Here is a 20,093-nt window from a genome sequence, read left to right as displayed (position 1 = left end):
TTAAAAACTGGTTTTTAATCCGCACGAAATTGTACGTGCCTGAGGATAGGTAAAATTGAGTTCGCGTATACCATTGCGCCCATTTGCAGGGTTATCTTTATACCAATACGCAACATTAGAAACATCTACAAATACCGAAAGCTGATCTAAAAAGAGTTTTGAAGTATCTATAGGCACGTTATAAGAAAGATTGATATTACTTAATTTTACAAATGTGGCGTCATATACATTCTTGCTCATATTTGACGCCAGCGGATTTGAGCTGGTTACTACCGGCTGTAAAGCTGAAGTATCACCGGGACCACGCCAGTAATCAAAAGCATTTACAGAAAGATTACGATTTGTAGTTACATTATACTGTGAGGACAATATATCTGATATAAGCTCTTTACCTCCTATTTGATAAGAACCTCTAACTGCCAGTGTAAACCCTGTCCCTATTTGAAAAGTGTTGCTAAAACCGCCATAAACATCGGGTTGTCTATTGCCTATAGGCTCCCAGTCATCTTCATTAAATAAAGAGCGATAGGTGGCTAAGTCATAAACTTGTCCGTTTTTAGAGACCAAATCACGTCCTGTAGCAGGATCGATACCTACCCAGTTAATTCCCCAAATGGTAGAGGTGCTGTAGCCTATTTTTTGAGCCAAAGCATTTGAAGCAATCGAGTAATCGCTACCAAGACCTACTAAATCGGTCACTTTATTATCTAGCGTTGCCAAATTAAAAGAGGTGCTCCATTTAAATTTTTCTGCGGTAAACCACTTCATACGCACACTAAATTCAAAACCTTTATTGTACATCTGTGCTGCATTAAGCTGCAGGGAGCTAAACCCATTTTCGGTTGGGATATCGCGAGAGGTGATTAAATCTTGTAAATCATCATAATAATATTCTGCAGTAAGTTGTAACCTGTTAAATAGATTGAGATCTAGACCTGCATTGAACTTATTATTCTTTTCCCATTTTAACTTAGGATTGGGTGCTGCACTGGGAGAAGCTTCGCTAAGAAAGTTATAACCACCATTAATTCTGCGGTTGTAAAGGCCCAGAGATCTGTACGAACCTATGCGAGAATTACCTGTACTTCCGTAACTGGCTTTTAATTTTAAGAAGTCTAGCCAATCTACAGAACTTAGAAAATTTTCTTTAGAAACAATCCAGCTCAAACCTGCACCGCCATTATACGCTACGTTACTATCTGTCCCAAAAACAGAACTTTCATCTCTTCTAAAGTTTGCGAGAAGAAAATATTTACCCTTATAATTGTAATTAAACTGCGAGTAGTACGAAACTCTCGAGTTGTTGTTGACATCAACGCGATATACCTGATTTGAAAGACGCTCATCAACTTCGGTAGCAGGATCATCATCTTGTATGGCATCGCTCACGGCATTAATCACACTCGGATTGATAAAACCGGTACCCGAATCGTAAGCCAAATCGGTTTTTTCTTCACTTAATTCTAAACCGCCCAAAATATCAAAACGGTGAACACCTAATTGCTTTTCGTAAAAGGCTTGTGTTTGCCAGTTCCAGCGCGTAGAATTTCTATCGTTTATAAGTCTACGTCCCCATTTGGGATAACTAACACCATCTAAACTAAAAGTTCCATTACCTTGTCCGCTTTCATTTGCCCCAGAAAAATAGCGATCCTGCGTTTTGTCTTTGTAATCTAGACCAAAAAGAGAAGAAACCTTTAAACCGGGAGTAAGTTGATATCCTACATTTAAGCTTCCTAAGATGCCGTAAGCATCAGATTCATTTCTGTTTTGCGCTATTGCAGCAAAGGGGTTTGCCAGAGTGGTAACCCCTATGTCTGCAAAAGAGCCATCCTCATTATACGGCGCTATTGTAGGGATGAAAGCGTAATTGTAATATGCGTTAGGCTCTGTCTTTTTTATATAGCTAGGTGTAAGCGAAATTCCTATATTAAATTTAGGTGCAGTATACCCAAGACTTACATTTCCGTTAACTTGTTGAGCACCATTACCCACCTGGGGTTCATCTATATCTAAATAAGTTACACTGGCTCTGTAGTTAAAGCGTTCTGAAGCACCTGAGGCGCTTAAATTATACTTTTTGTAAACACCTGTTTGATTCAGTAAGTCAAACCAATTGGTGTTTACCGTTGATTGTGGTAAAAGGTTACCTCCTGTATTTTTGAGGAATTCATTGCGTAATTGCGTGTATTGATCACCACTTAGATACTTGATTTGATTAATCGCTTCAGAGATACCCAATTGAGACGAAAAGTTAAACTTTGTTTTACCACGCTTTCCTTTTTTTGTGGTTATTATAATAACCCCATTTGCACCATCTGCACCATAAACACCCACAGCGGCTGCATCTTTTAAAACATTTATACTCTCAATATCATCTGGAGCTATTTGTGCCAAAGGATTATTAAAGGTTTCTGCAGCAGTTCCTGAACCGTCAAAAAAGGCATTATCAATACCTGTTTCTTCAGTCATTATAACACCATCTATAATAATTAGAGGTTGGGTAGAAGTTCCTAAAACAGCATTACCTAAAGGTGTTAATGAACCCTGACCGCGTATATTAATTTTTACCGGGCCACCTACTCCAGATGTATTTTCAACCAAAACACCGGCTAGTTGTCCTTCAAGCATTTTATCAACACTTTCGGTAGCTTGCTGTGTGGGTATTTCTTCATTAGTAAGTGTAACAATACTTCCTACGACCTCTTCCTTTAATTTTTTAGTTCCATAAGAAGAAGTAATAATCACTTGGTCTAACTCGTTTTGAGCCTCAGTAAGTTGAATTGCAAACGTACTTTGATCACCTACCAATATAATTTGAGACTCGTAACCCAAATATTTTATCTCAAGTTGGGTTTCTTCAATAAGAGTTCCGGTAAGTTTATAGAGAAATTCGCCGTCAAGATTGGTCATCGCACCTTTACCTGTATTCAGAATTCTAATCGTAGCACCCGGAAGTCCGTACCCATCAGGACCCGTAATTTTACCTTTAATAACTCGCGTTTGGGTTTGCTGGGTTATTTCTACTTCAGTAGCCAGAATAATGATTTGTTCTCCCTGAATGCGATAGCTATAGGGAAGAGTATTAAAAACTGCATTAAGCAGTGTTTTTATTGTGCCCGTTATGGTTTTAGCTTGTATGCGTTGTTGTAAATCTACCTTTCCGGCATTGTAAACAAAACGATAGGTAGTTTGTTTTTCGATGCTATTAACTACCTGGTTTAAAGTGGTATTTTCTAAATCAAGGGTAATAGACTTTTGCTGAGAAAATACATTTTGAGTGGTTATTAGAATTATAAAAACAAAAATTATTTTTAAAACACGACTTGTTTTAAAGGTGTGTAATAATGAATTCATACGCAAAGGCTTAGTTTTTTGGAGAAGGTTGAGTAATGGTGATTTGGTTATTTTTAATTGTAAAATCAAATGGAGTGTCTAGCTTTAGTAATTGTAAAATTTCTTCAATACTACGCTCTAATTTTACGGCCCCACTAAAGGTTTGTTTATTGAGTGCCTCGTAATCATTTAGAATCTTAACATTAAAATGTCGTTCTAACGTTCTAAATATTTCGGTGCTGGGGGTATTATTTAAAAGTAGTTCGCCACGAGTCCAGGCAGTAATAGCTTCTATATTTTTATTAGATTTAATAAGGTTATTAGAACGCTTTGTATAGGTAGCCACTTCGCCGGGAATTAAGTTTATTTCTATATCTGAACCGTTTTCAAGTCCTACCTGTACACGCCCTTCTTCAAGTGCTGTTTCAACGCTATTCATTTCGGCGTAAGCATGTACATTAAAACGAGTTCCTAAAACGCGAACATTAAGCCTTGCTGCGTGTACTATAAATGGCTGATTTTCATTTTTAGCTATATCAAAAAAACCTTCACCGGTAAGTCTCACTTCACGGGTTTTGCCGGTAAATGAACTTGGGAATTGAAGTGAACTACCCGCATTTAAATACACCACCGAACCTTCTGAGAGTATAATCTTATAGGTTTTACCGAAGGGTACCTTAATTAATTGGCTGGCCACCTTAAGCGTATCTTTTTGCTCCAGAAAATGAATTTCATCTTTAGCAACTTCTGCAACGACCGTACCTTCTAAAGTGGTAATAACATTACGCGTAGCATTTGTAAGATTATGATTCTCTTCTTGATTAATCTCAAGCACAATAGCCTCCTCGATCGTAGAATTATTTTGTCTGGAAGAAAACCAGGCAAGGCCCACTCCTACCAGAACTATAAGGATTGCCGCATAGCGCCAGGGTTTAAATATTTTTTTAGAAAGTTTAAGTTGTGCTCTATCGTGTTTTAAATGTGCAGGTGCAATCGTACTGGATTCTGATAATGCCCAGGCCGTTTTTAATCTGATAAACTCCTTTTTATTAAGAGGATCTTTTGCTATCCAATCAAACAATAAAGCCACTTCTTCTTCTGAAGCTTCATTATTAAAGTATTTATAAAGAATAGATGAATTCATTGATTTTTAGAGTTGCTTTATATTAGGTACAACTCAGTATCAACAAACCCTATGTTAAATTGTGAATTTTTTAAGATTACTTTAAAATTAGAGCAATTAAAAAGGCCGGAAGGTAGTCGATAAGGGATGCTCTTAAGTAGGCTAATGCCCGTGTCATATGGGCTTCTACCGTTTTTACAGAAATGGAAAGCTCCTCAGCTATTTCTAAATTTTTTTTATGCTCAATCCGTTTCATTTTAAATATCAACTGCGTTTGCTCTGGCAATTCTGTAATTAAATGAGCGATTGTTTCCTCTAATTCTAATAAGCCAAAACTATCAAAATCGAGTGCATGCAACACTTCTAAATTAAGATTGCGTTCTTTATCGGCCAGGGTTTTGTCATGATATTTACGCACCACTTTTTCGTGCTTTAATAGATTGAGACATTTAGATTTTGCCGAGGTATATAAAAAAGATTTAATTCCGGCAGGTTTATCAACCAGATTTCTATTTACCCAAAGATTTACAAAAGCTTCCTGAGCTACTCCCCGTGCTTGATCTTCATCATAAACAAATTGTTTACTAAAACCAACAAGCGCCGCGTAATACAACTCAAAATAGTGCGTAAAGGCACGCTCATTTCCTTTTTTGAATTGAGAAAATAGCAATGCATCTGTAACGTCTTTATTTTGTAGGGGCATTAAATGAGTCTTACAACTACAAACTTAAGGCTTACTTAGAATGAAAATGAATAATGGCAGAAAAATTAAATTGAATAATCACTTATTTAAATTATTTAGTCGCTCTTAAAAGCTTATGAAATTTAAGAATCCTGTATTCGCCTAAATTGCTCATATCTCCCCTACAAGATATTTCCCGTGGTACGCATTTGCTTAATTTCAAACTTTCATAACAATCTTAATCGCGACACGTGTGCTAAGAATGATTCTTTTAAAGTAGCAGCGTCTTCTAGAGCAGATACTTTGATCTGAGATTGTTCAACAATTTCTTTTTTGATACTATTCTCTCCATTTGATGAGCTTGTTTTGTCTTATTCTATTAAAATAGTATCAAGTACGGTTAACATCAGATCAGAATCTTATCCCGCTAATTGTAACTTTACGTAACTCGTATGCTTCGCTATATTATTTAAAAATGTATATCACAGGCCTACATATTAGCAGTTTTTCTAAATCTAAAACTATGAATGCTTTTAAATTTTCTCCTTACCTGGTTTTTTACTTCCTATGCGCTATTTTCTATAGTACACAATTACACGCGCAAAACGGAGATCAAATTCTGGACGGTATTGGAGAAACAGGGCTTATCGCACGTTACGTTCTTGATGATAACATAAAGGACTGGTCGAGGAATAACTTGCACGGAACACTAAAAGGTTCAGAATATTCATTTGTTGAAGATCCCGTATTTGATAAAGTACTAAATTTAAAAGCTACATCTCTAACTTACATCACGCTACCTGCCGCTGTCCTAAATGACATCGAATCACTTAGTATTTCGGGTTGGATATATTTAAATTCTGAAGTTCAAAACGCAGAATTTTTTAACTTCGGAAAAGATACAACTACTCAATTCTTTGTAGCTCTTTCAGAAACCAAAAATGAAAATGGTTTAGTAACCAGACTTACTAAAAATTCCAAAGTAATTGCTGAAACTAAAATCGAAGCACTTCCTGTAAAAAAATGGCAACATATAACCGTTGTTATCGATTTTCCTGCCCAGACTATGCACACTTATATAAATGGTGAATTAGCAAAAACAGCCGGTGATTTAAAATTTAATTTAGATGAAATTTTTGGTGAAAATCCTAAAATTACTATAGGCAAATCCCTTGATGGTAAATTGCATGATTTTAGAATTTATAGAATTCCGTTAAGCGAAAATCAAATAAATACGATTTATAATAACTCTCTTAAAGGTGAAGAAGGCGTTGTAAATGAGCGTAAAGAACTTGAAGATGACTTACCGCAGTTTCCTAAAGATACACCCCAACTTTATAATCAGTTTTTAACTGGAGTCTTTGATGTTACTGTCACCACGCTTGTAGGACAATTACCCAGATTACCCCGTTATGTAAATGGCGCGTATAAAAAAGGAATTAATGGTCCGCAGGTACGGGTTCTTTGGCCTGCTCCTACAGATAATGCTTCGGTATTAAAAACAGGCACTTATGAAGTAACCGGAAATGTCCCCGGCACCAGTTTTAAACCTAAAGCAACAGTAACTGTAACTACTGCAAGCACACAAAATACACCAGAACGCAAACTCGAAACTTTTGATCTTAGCGCTGTTTCGCTTAATGCAGATTCAAAAGGGCACAGTTCAAAATTTATTGAGAACCGGGATAAGTTCATCAATACTCTTGTCGATACCAATCCAGATGCTTTTTTGTATATGTTTCGTAATGCTTTTGGTCAACCACAACCGGAGGGTGCAGAACCTTTAGGCGTTTGGGATTCACAAGAAACCAAATTACGCGGTCACGCTACGGGTCATTATCTTACTGCTATTGCTCAAGCCTACGCCAGCACAAGCTATAATGTAACACTTCAAAAAGCATTCGCCGAAAAAATTGACTATATGGTCAATACGCTTTATGAGTTATCACAACGTTCGGGTAAACCTAAAACGGCAGGTGGCAGTTTTGTTTCAGAGCCTACAGCGGTTCCTGTAGCAGCAGGTAAAACCGGTTATGACTCAGACTTGAGCGAGGCAGGAATTCGAAACGATTACTGGAACTGGGGAATAGGATTTATTAGCGCATACCCGCCAGACCAGTTTATCATGCTAGAACACGGTGCTAAATACGGTACCGAAAACACAAAAATCTGGGCGCCCTATTATACACTGCATAAAATTCTTGCAGGACTGATGGATGTGTATGAGGTTACTGGAAATGAAAAAGCTCTTGAAATTGCAAAAGGTATGGGAGATTGGGTACACGCCCGTTTAGGTCAGGTTCCTACCGAAACTCTCATTAGTATGTGGAACACCTATATCGCAGGAGAATTTGGCGGAATGAATGAGGCCATGGCACGTCTATCGCGTATTACAAACGAACCTCGCTTTCTCGAAACAGCAAAACTGTTTGACAATATCGATATGTTTTATGGTGACGCACAACACTCTCACGGTCTTGCTAAAAATGTAGATACTTTTCGCGGTTTACACGCAAACCAGCACATTCCACAGATTGTAGGTGCATTAGAAATGTATCGGGATTCTAACGCTCCCGAATATTTTAAGGTTGCCGATAATTTTTGGTACAAGACCAAAAATGATTATATGTACAGCATAGGTGGTGTGGCAGGTGCCCGTAATCCAGCAAATGCAGAATGCTTTGTGAGCCAGCCGGCAACGCTTTATGAAAACGGACTTTCATCTGGAGGTCAAAATGAAACCTGCGGAACTTACAATATGCTCAAACTTACCCGCAACTTATTTTTATACGATCAGCGTCCCGAATATATGGATTATTACGAGCAGGGATTATACAATCAGATATTAGCGTCGGTAGCAGAGGATAGCCCCGCAAACACCTATCACATCCCATTACGCCCGGGTTCTCAAAAGCATTTTGGGAATGCAGATATGAAAGGTTTTACCTGTTGTAATGGTACGGCATTAGAAAGCAGCACCAAACTTCAAAATTCGATTTATTTTAAAAATGAAAGTAACACAGCGTTGTATGTAAACCTGTACATTCCTTCTACTTTAGACTGGAAAGAACGCAACATCACTATAAAGCAAGTAACGACCTTTCCTAAGGAAGATCACACCTTATTAACGGTAAACGGTAAAGGAAAATTTGATCTAAATGTGCGTGTACCTGGTTGGGCAACCGGCGGATTTATAGTAAAAATTAACGGCAAGATTCAAAAAATAAAAGCAATGCCCGGTACCTATATTTCAATAAACAGAACTTGGAAAAATGGAGATACGGTAGAATTAACAATGCCTTTTCAGTTTCATTTAGACCCGGTAATGGATCAGCAGAATATCGCAAGTTTGTTTTATGGCCCGGTTTTACTAGCAGCACAAGAAGATGCACCTCGTAAAGATTGGAGAAAAATAGTATTAAAAGCAAATAATCTGGGAGAAACCATTTTGGGGAATCCTGAACACTTAGAATTTACAATAGATGGTGTGAATTTTAAACCTTTTTATGAAACCTACGGAAGACATTCCGTTTATCTTGATGTAGCTTTAGAATAATACCGATATTTATAACACAACAACAACTACAATTATGCGTGTTTTAAAATTGATGGTATTCATACTTCCTATATTAGGTTTGTTCTCTTGTAATCAACCGGCAGAAAATGAATGGGAAACTATGTTTAATGGTAAAAATTTAGATGGTTGGGAAGCCAAATTTTTTCATCACGAGTTAGGCGATAATTATGCCAATACCTTTCGTGTTATAGACAGTGCCATTGTGGTGAGTTATGAAGATTATGAGACGTTTGACAACCGCTACGGACATTTATTTTATAAGCAACCCTATGAATCATTTCATCTAAAATTCAAATACAAGTTTACAGATGAGTGGATGCAGGATGCACCCAGTTATACATATCGCAACAGTGGCGTTATGTTTCATTCACAAAACCCTAAAACTATTTTAAAGGAGCAAGACTGGCCTATTTCGGTAGAATATCAAATGCTGGCAGAAGCTGAACCGGGCAAGCCCAGACCTACCGGAAATATGTGTTCGCCGGGAACCGATGTGTTTTATAAGGGTGAAAAATCTAATGACCATTGTATCAGTTCATCTTCAAAAACCTATACCTGGGACACGTGGATTGAAGCAGATCTCATCGTTTATAAAGACTCGCTCGTAATTCATAAAGTAAATGGTGAGCAAGTGCTCGAGTACACAAAAACTCAGACCGGTGGCGAAGTTGCCAATGGTTTTGCCCCACAATATAAAGTAGATGGTAAACCCCTTACAAGCGGTTATATAGGTTTACAGGCCGAAGGTCAGGGTGTTATCTTTAAAGATATCAAGCTTAAAAAGTTATAAGCAAAAATTTTAATATGAATAACCCGGTTTTTTAGTAAGCGTATCCATATTTGGTCCAATCTCGGCATTATAAACTTTTTCTTGCCAATTTTCTTTGGGTACTTCTTCTATTGCGACAGAAATAGAAGCTTCAGACTTACCTAGAGATTGTTGTAAGGCTTGGGATAATGCTTCGGTTACTTTTGTTCGCTCTTCTTCAGTTAATGGAAAACTCTTTAGTGTGATGTGTGGCATTGTGCTGTTTTATTTATTTAGATTCCGAAGCAAAACTAGTAAGCTATAAAAACTTTATTGCGCTGCTTTGGGTTTAATTATCTTTTTAGCACCGTTAAAAATCAAAAGAACTATAAAGCCAATAAGCAATCCTGTAAGGAATTCAAAAATGATTGCTGGCAAATGCAGAATTTCTTCTAAGTGATGAAAAAAGTCCAGATTATGCACAAAAATTCCTCCGGCAACAAGGAAAAGTGCAATGGTACCTATCACGCCAAGGCTTTTAATTACCCATGGCAATGCATTTACTAAAAACAAACCAACCTTGTCTGAAAAGCTATCTTCCTCCTCATTTAAGTTGATTAATTTGGTTCCAAATTCATCCATACGTACAATAAGTGCAACAATACCATAAACGCCTACGGTAGCCACAAGAGCAATGACAGTAACAACGCCAATCTGAGTTGCTATGGGTTCTGTGCTCACGGTACCTAATGCTATAATTACGATTTCAACAGACAATATAAAGTCGGTTAAAATTGCAGATTTTACCTTTTCCTTTTCACGGGTCATTAGCTCCTCTTCAGAGAGATCGTCCAGATTTTGAATGTCGTTATGTTTCTCGTGAGGTACAAAATACTCATATAATTTTTCTGCACCTTCGTAAGCAAGATAGAGCCCTCCCAAAATTAAAATCACGGTTATTGCGACCGGTAAAAAAGCACTCAGCAAGAAAGCAATTGGGAGAATAATAATTTTATTAAGAAGCGAACCTTTAGTAATTGACCACAAAACAGGCAGTTCGCGTTCAGACATAAACCCCGAAGCTTTTTCTGCATTTACAGCAAGATCATCGCCTAAAATCCCGGCAGTTTTTTTACCGGCAACCTTACTCATTACTGCAACATCATCCATTAATGCTGCTATATCATCTAAAAGGGCAAAAAATCCTGAAGCCATAAAACCTGTTTTTGGTTAGGGCAGCAATATAAGTTCCCGATTTTTAAAATTGAATTAAATATTTTATAATTTCTATAATTTCCGTTTGTGGAGAATACCATAAACTATATAAACATTAAAGTTATTTTAAAGCCAGACTCGTGTAGAATTCTATTTCTTAGTTTTACCTCAATTAAGATTAATCTATGTCTTATTAAACCCCAGTTATGAAATACCTTGCACATTATGTGATCGTTGGCGCGTTGTGCTTTTCTGGCATATTATCCTATGCTTTTTATAAAAAATCAATTGCTGAAGAAAAAGAGATTCTCGAAAATGCTACATACACTATTTTAAAAACCTGGGAATTGCCAGAACTTTTAAATGAAATTAGTGGTCTGGCCTGGGTTAACGATTCTACACTCGCCTGTATACAAGATGAAGACGGTTATATTTACCATTATAATTTAAGTAGCGAAGAGATCTCATACGACGTAGAATTTGCTGAAAATGGTGATTATGAGGCAATCGCATTAGATAGCACAAACGCTTATATAATGCGCAGCGACGGTCGCATTTTTGAGGTTCTTAACTATGCCCAAGACAGCATAAGTGTAAGCCATTTTAATACGCCCTTTGACGAAGATAATAATATTGAAAGTCTCGCTTTTAATCCTAAAACCCGCAATCTCATTACAGTTTCTAAAGATAAAGGGCTTAATGAAAAGCGTTTTAAAGGTCTTTATGAAATTCCGCTAGATACTAAAATTCAGAAAGAAAACCCGGTTGTACAAATAGATATGAATGCCGAGGCTTTTGCGGGCTTTCAAAAGAAAAAAGAACAGAAAACCTTTAATCCTTCAGATTTAGCAATTCATCCCCAAACTGGAGATTACTATATTGTAGATGGTAAAAAACCAAAATTACTTATCCTGAAGCCCAACGGAAGTTTTAAAGCATTGCACGAGTTAAATACCTTTCATTTTGCACAGCCAGAAGGAATTACTTTTAGTCCAGACGGTAAACTTTATATTGCAAATGAGGCTGCTACAGGAGTGGCTACAATAATGGAAGTCACCCTAGACGACTTATAATCGAGTTCTCAAATAATTTAATTTTATCACCTCCACTAGTAAATAAAATACTTAAGAATACCCTTCTAGATTAAACTGATTTATCAGTGATTCTCTAGAGTTCTCAGTTGAAACTAATATTAAAAAATTATTTGTAGTTATATAGGCTTAAAAAACTCTTAACACTTCATTAAAACAGTGTTATATAGGGTTAAAACTTTTTAAGCATTAACATATTTAATATACTTTCGATTTTCAAAATTTCACCTCCACCATATGATTCAGAAATACGCACCTGCGGTAATTTTCCAGATTAATAAAGTACATTTTTGTCTGGTTCTAATACTACTTGCAAGCCATTTTGGTTTTGCACAAGAAAAAGAAATAGAACAGGTTTTCTATTTTACAGGCAATACCGAATTACAAACTGACAATCCCACCCAGTCTGTTTTGCAAGCAATTAATACGATGTCTAAAAGCGATAAAAATGCAACTTTCGTAGCTTTAGGAAACATCACTAAAAACGGGTATCCTCCAAAAAAATCTGATCAAAAGAAAACAGAAGAACTTTTGGAAAGCAGCATAATGAAACCATTAAGCGGTTTTAATGGGAATGTAATTTTTATGCCAGGCGAGAATGAATGGAATAAGAATGGTCACGAAAACATTGACGATATGGAGTCTTTTATACAAGACCATAGTAAAGTCAAATTCTGGCCCAATGACGGTTGTCCTCGTGAAATTGAAGATCTAGGTATGAAAAATACCGAACTGTTGATGATAGATTCACAATGGTTTCTTGAAGACTGGGATGATCATCTGTATCTCAACAACAAGTGCGATATTAAAACTCGTGATGATTTTTTTGCAAAGTTTAAAGATGATTTAAAAGACGAGCAAAATAAAACGGTGATTGTTGCTGTATATCATTCAGTATCCTCAAACTCTAAACAAAGTTTTATTGAGAGTATTGGTGGTACTAGCAAAGAGGATTTTCACAGCAATGAGCGAGAAAAGCTAGGCGGTACATTAGAAACCTTAGCAGGTATGTTTCCTAATGTAATTTTTGTTTCAGCAAGCGATAGAAATCTTCAATACCTTACTCATCATGATGTACCACAAATTATAAGTGGTGCAGCTTCTTCAAAACTCGATAAGGTACGTAAGACAAAAGACGATGAGTTTGCAGCAAAAACAAATGGTTTTGCCAGACTTACAGTTTATAAAAATCGCAGCACAAAGGTTGAATTTTTTGAGACCGGAAGTTCAGAGACTAAAAAGCTCTTTGAAAAAGTAATTCGTTCTGAGCAGACGCAGCCCGAGGAGGTAACATATCCAGACATCAGTAATTTAGGATCTACATTTAAGACTTCGATTTATACAAAAGAAGAAACTAACAAGAGTGGATTTCACCGCTTACTATGGGGTAATCACTATCGCGATTTATACAGTAGAGAGGTTGAAGTTCCTGTACTTGATTTATCAAAATTATCTGGAAATCTTCGTGCAATTTCTGAAGGAGGTGGTAATCAATCACGCTCACTACGCCTTATAGATGATGAAGAACATGAATATACGGCTCGTGAAATTCGTAAAAGTGCAGTACGCTTTATTCAGTCTAAAATTAAAGATCACTACGTTGAAGATTTTATGCAGAATACGATTGCAGAAGATATAGTACAGGACTTTTATACCACTGCACAACCCTATGCGCCATTTGCTTTAAATCCTATTTTTGATAGTTTAGATATTTACAATGCGCAGCCAAAACTTTATTATTTACCCAAACAGAAACAACTGGGTATTTACAATGAAGATTATGGTGATAAACTGTATATGTTTGAAGCTCACGCAGGTGATGAAAACAAAGATTTTGCACGTTTTGGAAATGCAGACGACATTATAAGCACTAAAGATTTGTTAGAAGAAACCCGCAATTCTAAGAAAAATCAGGTTGATGAACCTAATTATCTTAAAATACGACTGATAGATTTTATGGTAGGTGATTATGACCGTCATTATGATCAATGGCGTTGGGCGGAATATGAAAAAGAAGATGGTAAGAAAAGTTATAAAGCCATTCGTCGTGATCGTGACCAGGCGTTTCCTAAGTACGACGGTCTCGTACTTAGTATTCTAAAAATGGGGATGATTGATTTTCGCTCTATGGAAAAATACGACGAGGATGTTGATAATGTTAAATGGATGAGTCGTTATGCCTATCCACTTGATCAGGCTTTTTTGAAGGAAATTACCTGGGCAGACTGGGAAAAACAAGTGCAATTTATTCAGGAAAATCTAACTGACGAAACAATAGATAAAGCTTTTGCAACGCTTCCCGAGGCAACACAGGATGAAAGCATTGATAATATCAAACGTAGTTTAAAGGGTCGCCGCGATAATCTTGAATCTATCGCAAAACGCTATTACGAGTATTTAATGAGTCACCAGATTATTACCGGTACCGGTGAAAAAGATGACTTCTTAATTACACGTCAACCAGACGGGAAAACGACAATAAAATTAACCACATCAGAAGATATCGTGTTTGAGAGAACCTATGATAAGTCTCTTACTAAAGAAATCTGGATCTATGGTCTTGATGATGAAGATACCTTTAAAATAACAGGAACTGGTGATCATTATATTCCACTTAAAATTTTAGGTGGTGAGAATAATGATATTTACGATTTTGAAAACACTCAACGTGCAAAAGTGTATGACTACAAGAGTAAGAAAAATACATTTACAAACAAAGCTACCAGTAAATGGTTAGTAGACAGTTATGCTATAAATAACTACAATGATGTGTCTCGTAAACTTGATGCAAATACGATGTTCCCTAGTGTTGGTTTTGATCCTGATGCCGGCTTCAAAATAGGTGTAAAAGATACCTATACAACTTATGGTTTAGCTAACAATCCCTTCAAAACGCAACAATCTTTAACTGCCCAATTCTACTCAGCAACGAGCGGTTTTGAGCTAATTTACCAAGGCGAGTTTGCTCATGTATTTTATAACTGGAATTTTGCCTTAGATGCACGCTATACAAGTCCTAATTATGCAATCAATTATTTTGGTACCGGAAACGATACCCCTTATAACGATGACAGTGTAGATCGTGATTTTAACCGGGTACGCATCAAACAATGGAGTGTTTTTCCATCTCTAAAATACAGAAAGGATAATGTAACAATTAGTTTAGGTGCCGGTATTGAGTCCCTCAATGTTGAGTACGACATAAACGGTGTTACAGGTATTAGTATACCTCCTGTAAATTTGAATCCTACAGATGATGTATTTGAAAATCAAACCTATGCCGGTGCTGAGGCAAGCTTTCAATATAAAAATAAGGCAGGGGAAATAGCTTTTATTAGAAGGGGATACCAGTTTGATCTAGTTGCAGGTTACAAGTCTAATATTGATGAATATAATAACGAATTTACATACTTAAAACCAACTTTCTCAGTAGACATTCCATTACATCCTAGCGGAATGGCCGTTTTAGCAACAAAAGTAGGTGCACATATGAACTTTGGGGATAACTACGAGTTTTATCACGGGGCTACTTTAGGAGGAAATCAAAGTTTAAGAGGTTTTAGAAATGAGCGTTTTAATGGGCAAACATCATTTTATCAAAGCACCGATTTACGTGTAGGACTTTCTGAAATTAAAACCAACTTTATACCGCTACGTATAGGTGTTTCTGCAGGTTTTGATTATGGTCGTGTATGGACGGAAAATGATAATTCAGACCAATGGCACAACAGTTACGGGGGTTCTGTATTCATTAACGGTTTTAAAGCGCTTACCGCAAATGTGGGCTATTACCTGAGTGATGAGTCTAACCGCTTAGTTTTTACATTAGGTTTTGCCTTCTAAAAAATAAAAATTTAAATCAATTAAAAATCCTGCTTTTACGAAGCAGGATTTTTTTGTTTTATACCATTGTGGTTTTAAACCGAAGTAAATATGATACATCTAGTCCCTTTATACTATAGAAACAAACTACTTGTTTTTCTAAAAATCAAAAATGTTGAATACTAAACTATACTTCTAATTTATAAAGCAAAGGGTTGAACGCTTTAGAAACAACCAGCACCTTATCTCCGGGTTTTAAATCTTCTGCCTCCTCGTGTTGAATAACCACTCTAACGACTTCGGTATGTATGCGTACAGTTGCAATACTTATAATTTCTTCAGTGTCTATCTTTAAAACTTCGCCGGTGAATTTAAATTTCCCACTTAGATTTTGATTTATAAATACGTGCTCGGGAGTTCCTTGTTTTGTAATTAAACCATTTTCTAAACAAATTACTCGATCTGCCAGTTTTACAATCTCGCTAATGTCGTGAGAGATAAGTATCGTGGTTAAATTAAATTCGTTATGTACGCGTTTGAGATACTCTTGCAGCTTGTATCTAATGGTAGTATCTAAAGCTGCAAGTGGTTCATCGAGCAATAGAATTTTAGGTTTTTGAACGAGTGCCCGTGCCAACGCAACGCGCTGTTTTTGACCACCACTTAATGTATCGGGTTTACGCGTTTGCAACTGGCCTAATTCCATGAGCTCTAAAAGATCTGGGATTGAATTATTCTTAATTCCCTTAGCTTGAGCAAACTTTAGATTTTCTAAAACAGTCAAATGCGGAAACAAAGCATAATCCTGAAAGACATAACCTACTTTTCGTTTTTGAGGCTGAAGATTAACCTGTTTTGAGGCATCAAACCAAACCTCATCATGAACACTAAGAGTTCCTGAATCGGGTTTCATTAAACCGCTAATCATACGTAAGGTCGAGGTTTTGCCCACACCCGAAGGCCCATAAAGATTTACAAACTCGCCCGCTTCAATTTGTAGATTTAAACGTAATGTCATCTCCCCTTCCGCCGCCTGTAACGTTTTGCTGAGATCAAGTTTTATCATTTGAAGAAGCTTTTAAAGTAGTTTCCATTTACGAGATAAACCAGAAGCAGTATGCAAAAAGTGATTGCAAAAAGTACCAACGAGTAAAAATTAGCCGCGTCATAATTAAGTGCTTCCACCTCATCGTAAATTGCTATAGATGCTACTTTTGTTTTACCGGGAATGTTTCCACCTATCATCAAAACCACACCAAACTCTCCTACCGTATGCGCAAATGACAATACTATACCGGTTAGTATTGACGGTTTAATTTGAGGTAACTGAATTTTAAATAAGGTTTCCCATTTTGATTTTCCCATCACGTAAGAAGCTTCTGTAATGGACCTGGAGATTGAACTCAAACCAGATTGTATAGGATGCACCATAAACGGTAAACTGTAAATTACTGAAGCAATTACTAATCCTGTAAATGAGAAAACCAGTTTTATACCCAAAACAGAATTTAACCAACTTCCCACCCCGTTATTAGGACTAAATGCCATTAAAAAATAGAATCCTAAAACGGTGGGCGGTAAAACCAGAGGCATACTTACTAAGGTTTCTACAACCGGTTTTAAACGGGATTTAGAGTTGCTAAGCCAGTATGCAATGGGAGTTGCGATGATTAATAAAATTAAAGTAACCACCAGAGCAAGTTTAAATGTGAGCAATAGAGGTTCCCAATTCATAATCTACCTAGCATAACTTCGTTTAACTTAACCATTGCTACAACCTCACTTGAGACCGCAAGATTTAGCTTCATAACTGCTGCTGTACTTATGATTGAAGTAAGAGCACCGGCAGTAGTATTGAGTTTGATTTTACTTAATAATTTTCCTTTTTCAATACCTAAAATGGTCGCAGGTAGTTGATTTTGCAAACTCACATTAGATTGCTCACCTATTCCTATAATTACTTCAGTTTCTTTAAAGACAAGCGATACTTTATGTCCTTTTTGTAAATAGTCTGCAGTTTGCGGGGTATCAATCACGATTGCTTTGAGAAATAATTCAAAAGTCACAGCAACCTCAACTATCGTTAAATTGCTACTTACTTCCAGAGCGTGTATATGACCGTGTAGTTTATTCATTTCCCGAATATCCAAAATCTGAAAGTATTTTCTGCGCTTCAGGCGAAAAAAGATAATCATAAAAAACCGCTGCCGCATTTAAGTTTGCGCCTTCCCGATTAAGCACCACCACGCCCTGAGCTATGGGATCGTAAAGTTTTTCATCGATAACGGCCCAGTTTCCTTTGTTTTTAAGTGCAGGAGATTTTACTACTGCTAATGCTGTAAAGCCTATCTCGGCTGCGCCGGAAGTTATAAATTGATTCGTCTGAGCTATGCTTTCGCCATAAACCAACTTATGGGAGATAGAATCGTATAAATGCTGACTTTTTAATACTGAAATTGCCGCACTGCCATAGGGTGCAGTCTTAGGGTTTGCGAGTGCTATATGCTGTATAGAGGCACTGGTAAGCATACGTAAAATAGGCAATGACTCGTTTGAATAAGACCATAAAACCAGTTTACCGTATGCATATATCTTAGGAGGGTTTACCGCCATCCCGGCATTATAAACCGCCTGTGGATAATTCATATCTGCCGCTACAAATATATCATAGGGTGCGCCTTCTTGAATCTGAGCGGTAAGTTTACCTGATGAACTTATTACAATCTGGCATTTTACACCTGTTTTGGCCGTAAAGTCTGCTGCTAATTCGTGAATTGCAAACTGCATATTTGCCGCAGTTGCGATACTTAAAACGGTTTCAGATTTTTGTTTACAAGTAATCAAAAGCATACTTATACCAAGTACGGTTAAAACTACGAGCAGTCTATTTACAATCTTAAAACTGTTGTGCATTTTTAAATAGAGTATGAGTGATAACAAAATAAGGCTTTTAAAACGAACTTACTCTGAGAGAAACTAGAACAAATCGTCTAAAATTTACCGTGTACTAAAAAAAAACGCTTTCAGGATTCTGAAAGCGCTCATCAATAATGTACTAGTTCTATTTTTCTTAATCACAATTTCCATCTGCATCGCAGCTCTGCCCTTGCATCACTTCAAATTCTAGCGAATTGTGTTTAGCGTGCCACTCGCTGTATGCTTTATCAATAACTTCAGAAAATTGCTCTTCGGGTTGTGCTCCTGAAACCGCATATTTTCGGTCAAAAACAAAAAACGGAACACCGCTTACTCCCAGTTGCTGTGCTTCTGCTATGTCCTGCTCTATAAAAGCAGCAAAGTTCTCTTCTCTCAATTCGGTATGTATCGCTTCTTCAGTAAGGCCTACTTCTACACCCAACTGTACAAGTACATTTGTATCATCTACATTTAAACCGTCTATAAAATACGCTTTCAACAAGCGTTCTTTCATAGCATCCTGCAGACCTTGCTGACCAGCCAGATGTATCAATTGGTGCCCTTTATGTGTATTTGCGACAATTACCTTATCATAATCAAAATCAAGACCGGTTGCCTTAGCATAATCGGTTACGTGATCTATCGCATTTTGTGCCTGCTCTGAATTCATACCCTTGCGATCTTGTAAATACTGTTTGCTGTGTATCGAAGCATCTGTTTTAAGATCTGGTGCTAATGAAAAACTCTTCCATATAACTTCTATGCGGTCACGATGTGAAAACTGCTCTAAAGCTTTATCAAAATTACGCTTGCCTATATAGCAAAACGGACACATGATATCACTCCATATTTCGACTTTCATTGTATTTGGTGTCATGTTATAATTTATAGGGGTTACCATAAAATAGTCGTTAAAACAGCATATACCTTACAATGCGCTAAGTTTAGGCGCTGCCGAAACGCGAATGACAAAATCTCCTACAGTAGTTGATTTTAGAGAGAAGGGTATTGCAAGGGGAAACAAACCAGCCAGTGTATTAACTGAAAAATTATCTACTTCCTGACCAGGTCTCGAGTTGTCTGCATAGATCTGAATACGTAATGTATCTTTTAATGATGCTACCAAAACATATTCTCGCATAAATGAAAGTGCCTTTGCCTTACTTTTTTTAGGATAATCTATTTTCTGCGCCACCAGGTTCGCCTTAAAACTATTACCCTCAATGTCTGTTAGCTGCATTTGAGGTACAAATAACTGTTTTTTAATACCTAAACAATCACATAGACTATATACCGAAATAGTATAAATGCTATCTGGTTTCGGAGCAAACTGAAGCATTATAAAATTTGATCGAATCAACGAATCGGCTTTATAAATAAGTACAGGATCTTCTACATTTAAACTGAATTTATAGTCGGTATTAGATTTTAAAAGCGGTGTTTCTTCCGGTAGATAGGATTTAAAATCTGTAATAGGTTCGCGATTAATTAAATCCTGATACGCCTGTAAACCATTTAACTTAACAACGCAAGAACTTAAAAACACTAAAGCAACTAAAACTACCAGCTGTTTATACATATTT

At 36.8% G+C, this 20,093-nt stretch carries 15 protein-coding genes; 4 read left to right on the top strand and 11 right to left on the bottom strand.

The annotated features are described in order from the left end of the window. The 3 genes from ACIGAM_RS11665 to ACIGAM_RS11655 all read right to left on the bottom strand — a co-directional run bounded on the left by ACIGAM_RS11665 (position 1) and on the right by ACIGAM_RS11655 (position 5,162). Positions 1–3,357 (bottom strand): SusC/RagA family TonB-linked outer membrane protein, encoded by a 3,357-nt coding sequence (locus ACIGAM_RS11665; RefSeq protein WP_396511611.1) that lies wholly within the window; start codon positions 3,355–3,357, stop codon positions 1–3. A gap of 10 nt (positions 3,358–3,367) precedes the next feature. Beyond that, on the bottom strand, positions 3,368–4,480 hold the full coding sequence (locus ACIGAM_RS11660; protein ID WP_396511610.1) for a FecR family protein: 1,113 nt from the start codon (positions 4,478–4,480) through the stop codon (positions 3,368–3,370). A 76-nt stretch (positions 4,481–4,556) separates the two neighbouring features. Then, positions 4,557–5,162: an RNA polymerase sigma-70 factor gene (locus tag ACIGAM_RS11655; protein ID WP_396511609.1), complete on the bottom strand. Its 606-nt coding sequence runs from the start codon at positions 5,160–5,162 to the stop codon at positions 4,557–4,559. 502 nt (positions 5,163–5,664) lie between these two features. Between ACIGAM_RS11655 and ACIGAM_RS11650 the strand changes: the two genes are divergently transcribed. Both ACIGAM_RS11650 and ACIGAM_RS11645 read left to right on the top strand, forming a co-directional pair. Beyond that, complete coding sequence (locus ACIGAM_RS11650) at positions 5,665–8,697, top strand: beta-L-arabinofuranosidase domain-containing protein (protein WP_396511608.1); 3,033 nt, start codon at positions 5,665–5,667, stop codon at positions 8,695–8,697. A 34-nt stretch (positions 8,698–8,731) separates the two neighbouring features. Beyond that, a complete protein-coding gene (locus ACIGAM_RS11645; RefSeq protein ID WP_396511607.1) occupies positions 8,732–9,508 on the top strand; it encodes a DUF1080 domain-containing protein in 777 nt (258 codons plus the stop codon). A gap of 9 nt (positions 9,509–9,517) precedes the next feature. Here the strand turns inward: ACIGAM_RS11645 and ACIGAM_RS11640 are convergent, their stop codons facing one another. Then, positions 9,518–9,742, bottom strand: a complete 225-nt coding sequence (locus ACIGAM_RS11640; RefSeq protein ID WP_396511606.1) for a tautomerase family protein — start codon at positions 9,740–9,742, stop codon at positions 9,518–9,520. A 54-nt stretch (positions 9,743–9,796) separates the two neighbouring features. Beyond that, the gene (locus tag ACIGAM_RS11635; protein WP_396511605.1) at positions 9,797–10,681 is read right to left on the bottom strand and encodes a DUF808 domain-containing protein; all 885 of its coding nucleotides are present in this window, start codon (positions 10,679–10,681) and stop codon (positions 9,797–9,799) included. Positions 10,682–10,887: 206 nt separating this feature from the next. Here ACIGAM_RS11635 and ACIGAM_RS11630 point away from each other — a divergent pair, with 206 nt between their 5' ends. Both ACIGAM_RS11630 and ACIGAM_RS11625 read left to right on the top strand, forming a co-directional pair. Beyond that, positions 10,888–11,754, top strand: coding sequence for an SdiA-regulated domain-containing protein (locus ACIGAM_RS11630; RefSeq protein WP_396511604.1), 867 nt, complete (start codon positions 10,888–10,890; stop codon positions 11,752–11,754). A gap of 255 nt (positions 11,755–12,009) precedes the next feature. Beyond that, positions 12,010–15,615 carry a ShlB/FhaC/HecB family hemolysin secretion/activation protein gene (locus tag ACIGAM_RS11625; RefSeq protein WP_396511603.1) on the top strand — a complete coding sequence of 1,202 codons (3,606 nt, stop codon included), beginning with the start codon at positions 12,010–12,012 and terminating at the stop codon, positions 15,613–15,615. A 166-nt stretch (positions 15,616–15,781) separates the two neighbouring features. On the opposite strand, the gene ACIGAM_RS11620 is transcribed toward ACIGAM_RS11625, so the two are convergent. The 6 genes from ACIGAM_RS11620 to ACIGAM_RS11595 form a co-directional block, all read right to left on the bottom strand. Next, positions 15,782–16,660, bottom strand: a complete 879-nt coding sequence (locus ACIGAM_RS11620; RefSeq protein WP_396511602.1) for an ATP-binding cassette domain-containing protein — start codon at positions 16,658–16,660, stop codon at positions 15,782–15,784. Further along, on the bottom strand, positions 16,657–17,328 hold the full coding sequence (gene modB, locus ACIGAM_RS11615; protein ID WP_396511601.1) for a molybdate ABC transporter permease subunit: 672 nt from the start codon (positions 17,326–17,328) through the stop codon (positions 16,657–16,659). The genes ACIGAM_RS11620 and modB overlap by 4 nt, the downstream gene beginning before the upstream one ends. Then, the gene (locus ACIGAM_RS11610) at positions 17,325–17,729 is read right to left on the bottom strand and encodes a molybdopterin-binding protein (protein ID WP_396511600.1); all 405 of its coding nucleotides are present in this window, start codon (positions 17,727–17,729) and stop codon (positions 17,325–17,327) included. Before ACIGAM_RS11610 ends, modB begins: the two co-directional genes overlap by 4 nt. Next, complete coding sequence (gene modA, locus ACIGAM_RS11605) at positions 17,722–18,534, bottom strand: molybdate ABC transporter substrate-binding protein (RefSeq protein WP_396511599.1); 813 nt, start codon at positions 18,532–18,534, stop codon at positions 17,722–17,724. Before modA ends, ACIGAM_RS11610 begins: the two co-directional genes overlap by 8 nt. A 130-nt stretch (positions 18,535–18,664) precedes the next feature. Continuing rightward, positions 18,665–19,372, bottom strand: a complete 708-nt coding sequence (locus ACIGAM_RS11600; RefSeq protein WP_396511598.1) for a DsbA family protein — start codon at positions 19,370–19,372, stop codon at positions 18,665–18,667. A gap of 66 nt (positions 19,373–19,438) precedes the next feature. Beyond that, a complete protein-coding gene (locus tag ACIGAM_RS11595) occupies positions 19,439–20,089 on the bottom strand; it encodes a hypothetical protein (RefSeq protein ID WP_396511597.1) in 651 nt (216 codons plus the stop codon). Positions 20,090–20,093 lie beyond the last annotated feature (4 nt).

This window comes from Leeuwenhoekiella sp. NPDC079379, assembly GCF_044542075.1.
GTDB lineage: Bacteria > Bacteroidota > Bacteroidia > Flavobacteriales > Flavobacteriaceae > Leeuwenhoekiella.
This window is presented reverse-complemented; position numbering and strand designations above follow the sequence as displayed.

Coding starts and splice junctions, on each gene's coding strand:
- ACIGAM_RS11625 (WP_396511603.1), top strand. CDS start 12,010: ATGATTCAGAAATACGCACCTGCGGTAATTTTCCAGATTAATAAAGTA.
- modB (WP_396511601.1), bottom strand. CDS start 17,328: ATGAATTGGGAACCTCTATTGCTCACATTTAAACTTGCTCTGGTGGTT.
- ACIGAM_RS11650 (WP_396511608.1), top strand. CDS start 5,665: ATGAATGCTTTTAAATTTTCTCCTTACCTGGTTTTTTACTTCCTATGC.
- ACIGAM_RS11665 (WP_396511611.1), bottom strand. CDS start 3,357: ATGAATTCATTATTACACACCTTTAAAACAAGTCGTGTTTTAAAAATA.
- ACIGAM_RS11635 (WP_396511605.1), bottom strand. CDS start 10,681: ATGGCTTCAGGATTTTTTGCCCTTTTAGATGATATAGCAGCATTAATG.
- ACIGAM_RS11655 (WP_396511609.1), bottom strand. CDS start 5,162: ATGCCCCTACAAAATAAAGACGTTACAGATGCATTGCTATTTTCTCAA.
- ACIGAM_RS11610 (WP_396511600.1), bottom strand. CDS start 17,729: ATGAATAAACTACACGGTCATATACACGCTCTGGAAGTAAGTAGCAAT.
- ACIGAM_RS11620 (WP_396511602.1), bottom strand. CDS start 16,660: ATGATAAAACTTGATCTCAGCAAAACGTTACAGGCGGCGGAAGGGGAG.
- ACIGAM_RS11595 (WP_396511597.1), bottom strand. CDS start 20,089: ATGTATAAACAGCTGGTAGTTTTAGTTGCTTTAGTGTTTTTAAGTTCT.
- ACIGAM_RS11645 (WP_396511607.1), top strand. CDS start 8,732: ATGCGTGTTTTAAAATTGATGGTATTCATACTTCCTATATTAGGTTTG.
- ACIGAM_RS11600 (WP_396511598.1), bottom strand. CDS start 19,372: ATGAAAGTCGAAATATGGAGTGATATCATGTGTCCGTTTTGCTATATA.
- ACIGAM_RS11640 (WP_396511606.1), bottom strand. CDS start 9,742: ATGCCACACATCACACTAAAGAGTTTTCCATTAACTGAAGAAGAGCGA.
- ACIGAM_RS11660 (WP_396511610.1), bottom strand. CDS start 4,480: ATGAATTCATCTATTCTTTATAAATACTTTAATAATGAAGCTTCAGAA.
- ACIGAM_RS11630 (WP_396511604.1), top strand. CDS start 10,888: ATGAAATACCTTGCACATTATGTGATCGTTGGCGCGTTGTGCTTTTCT.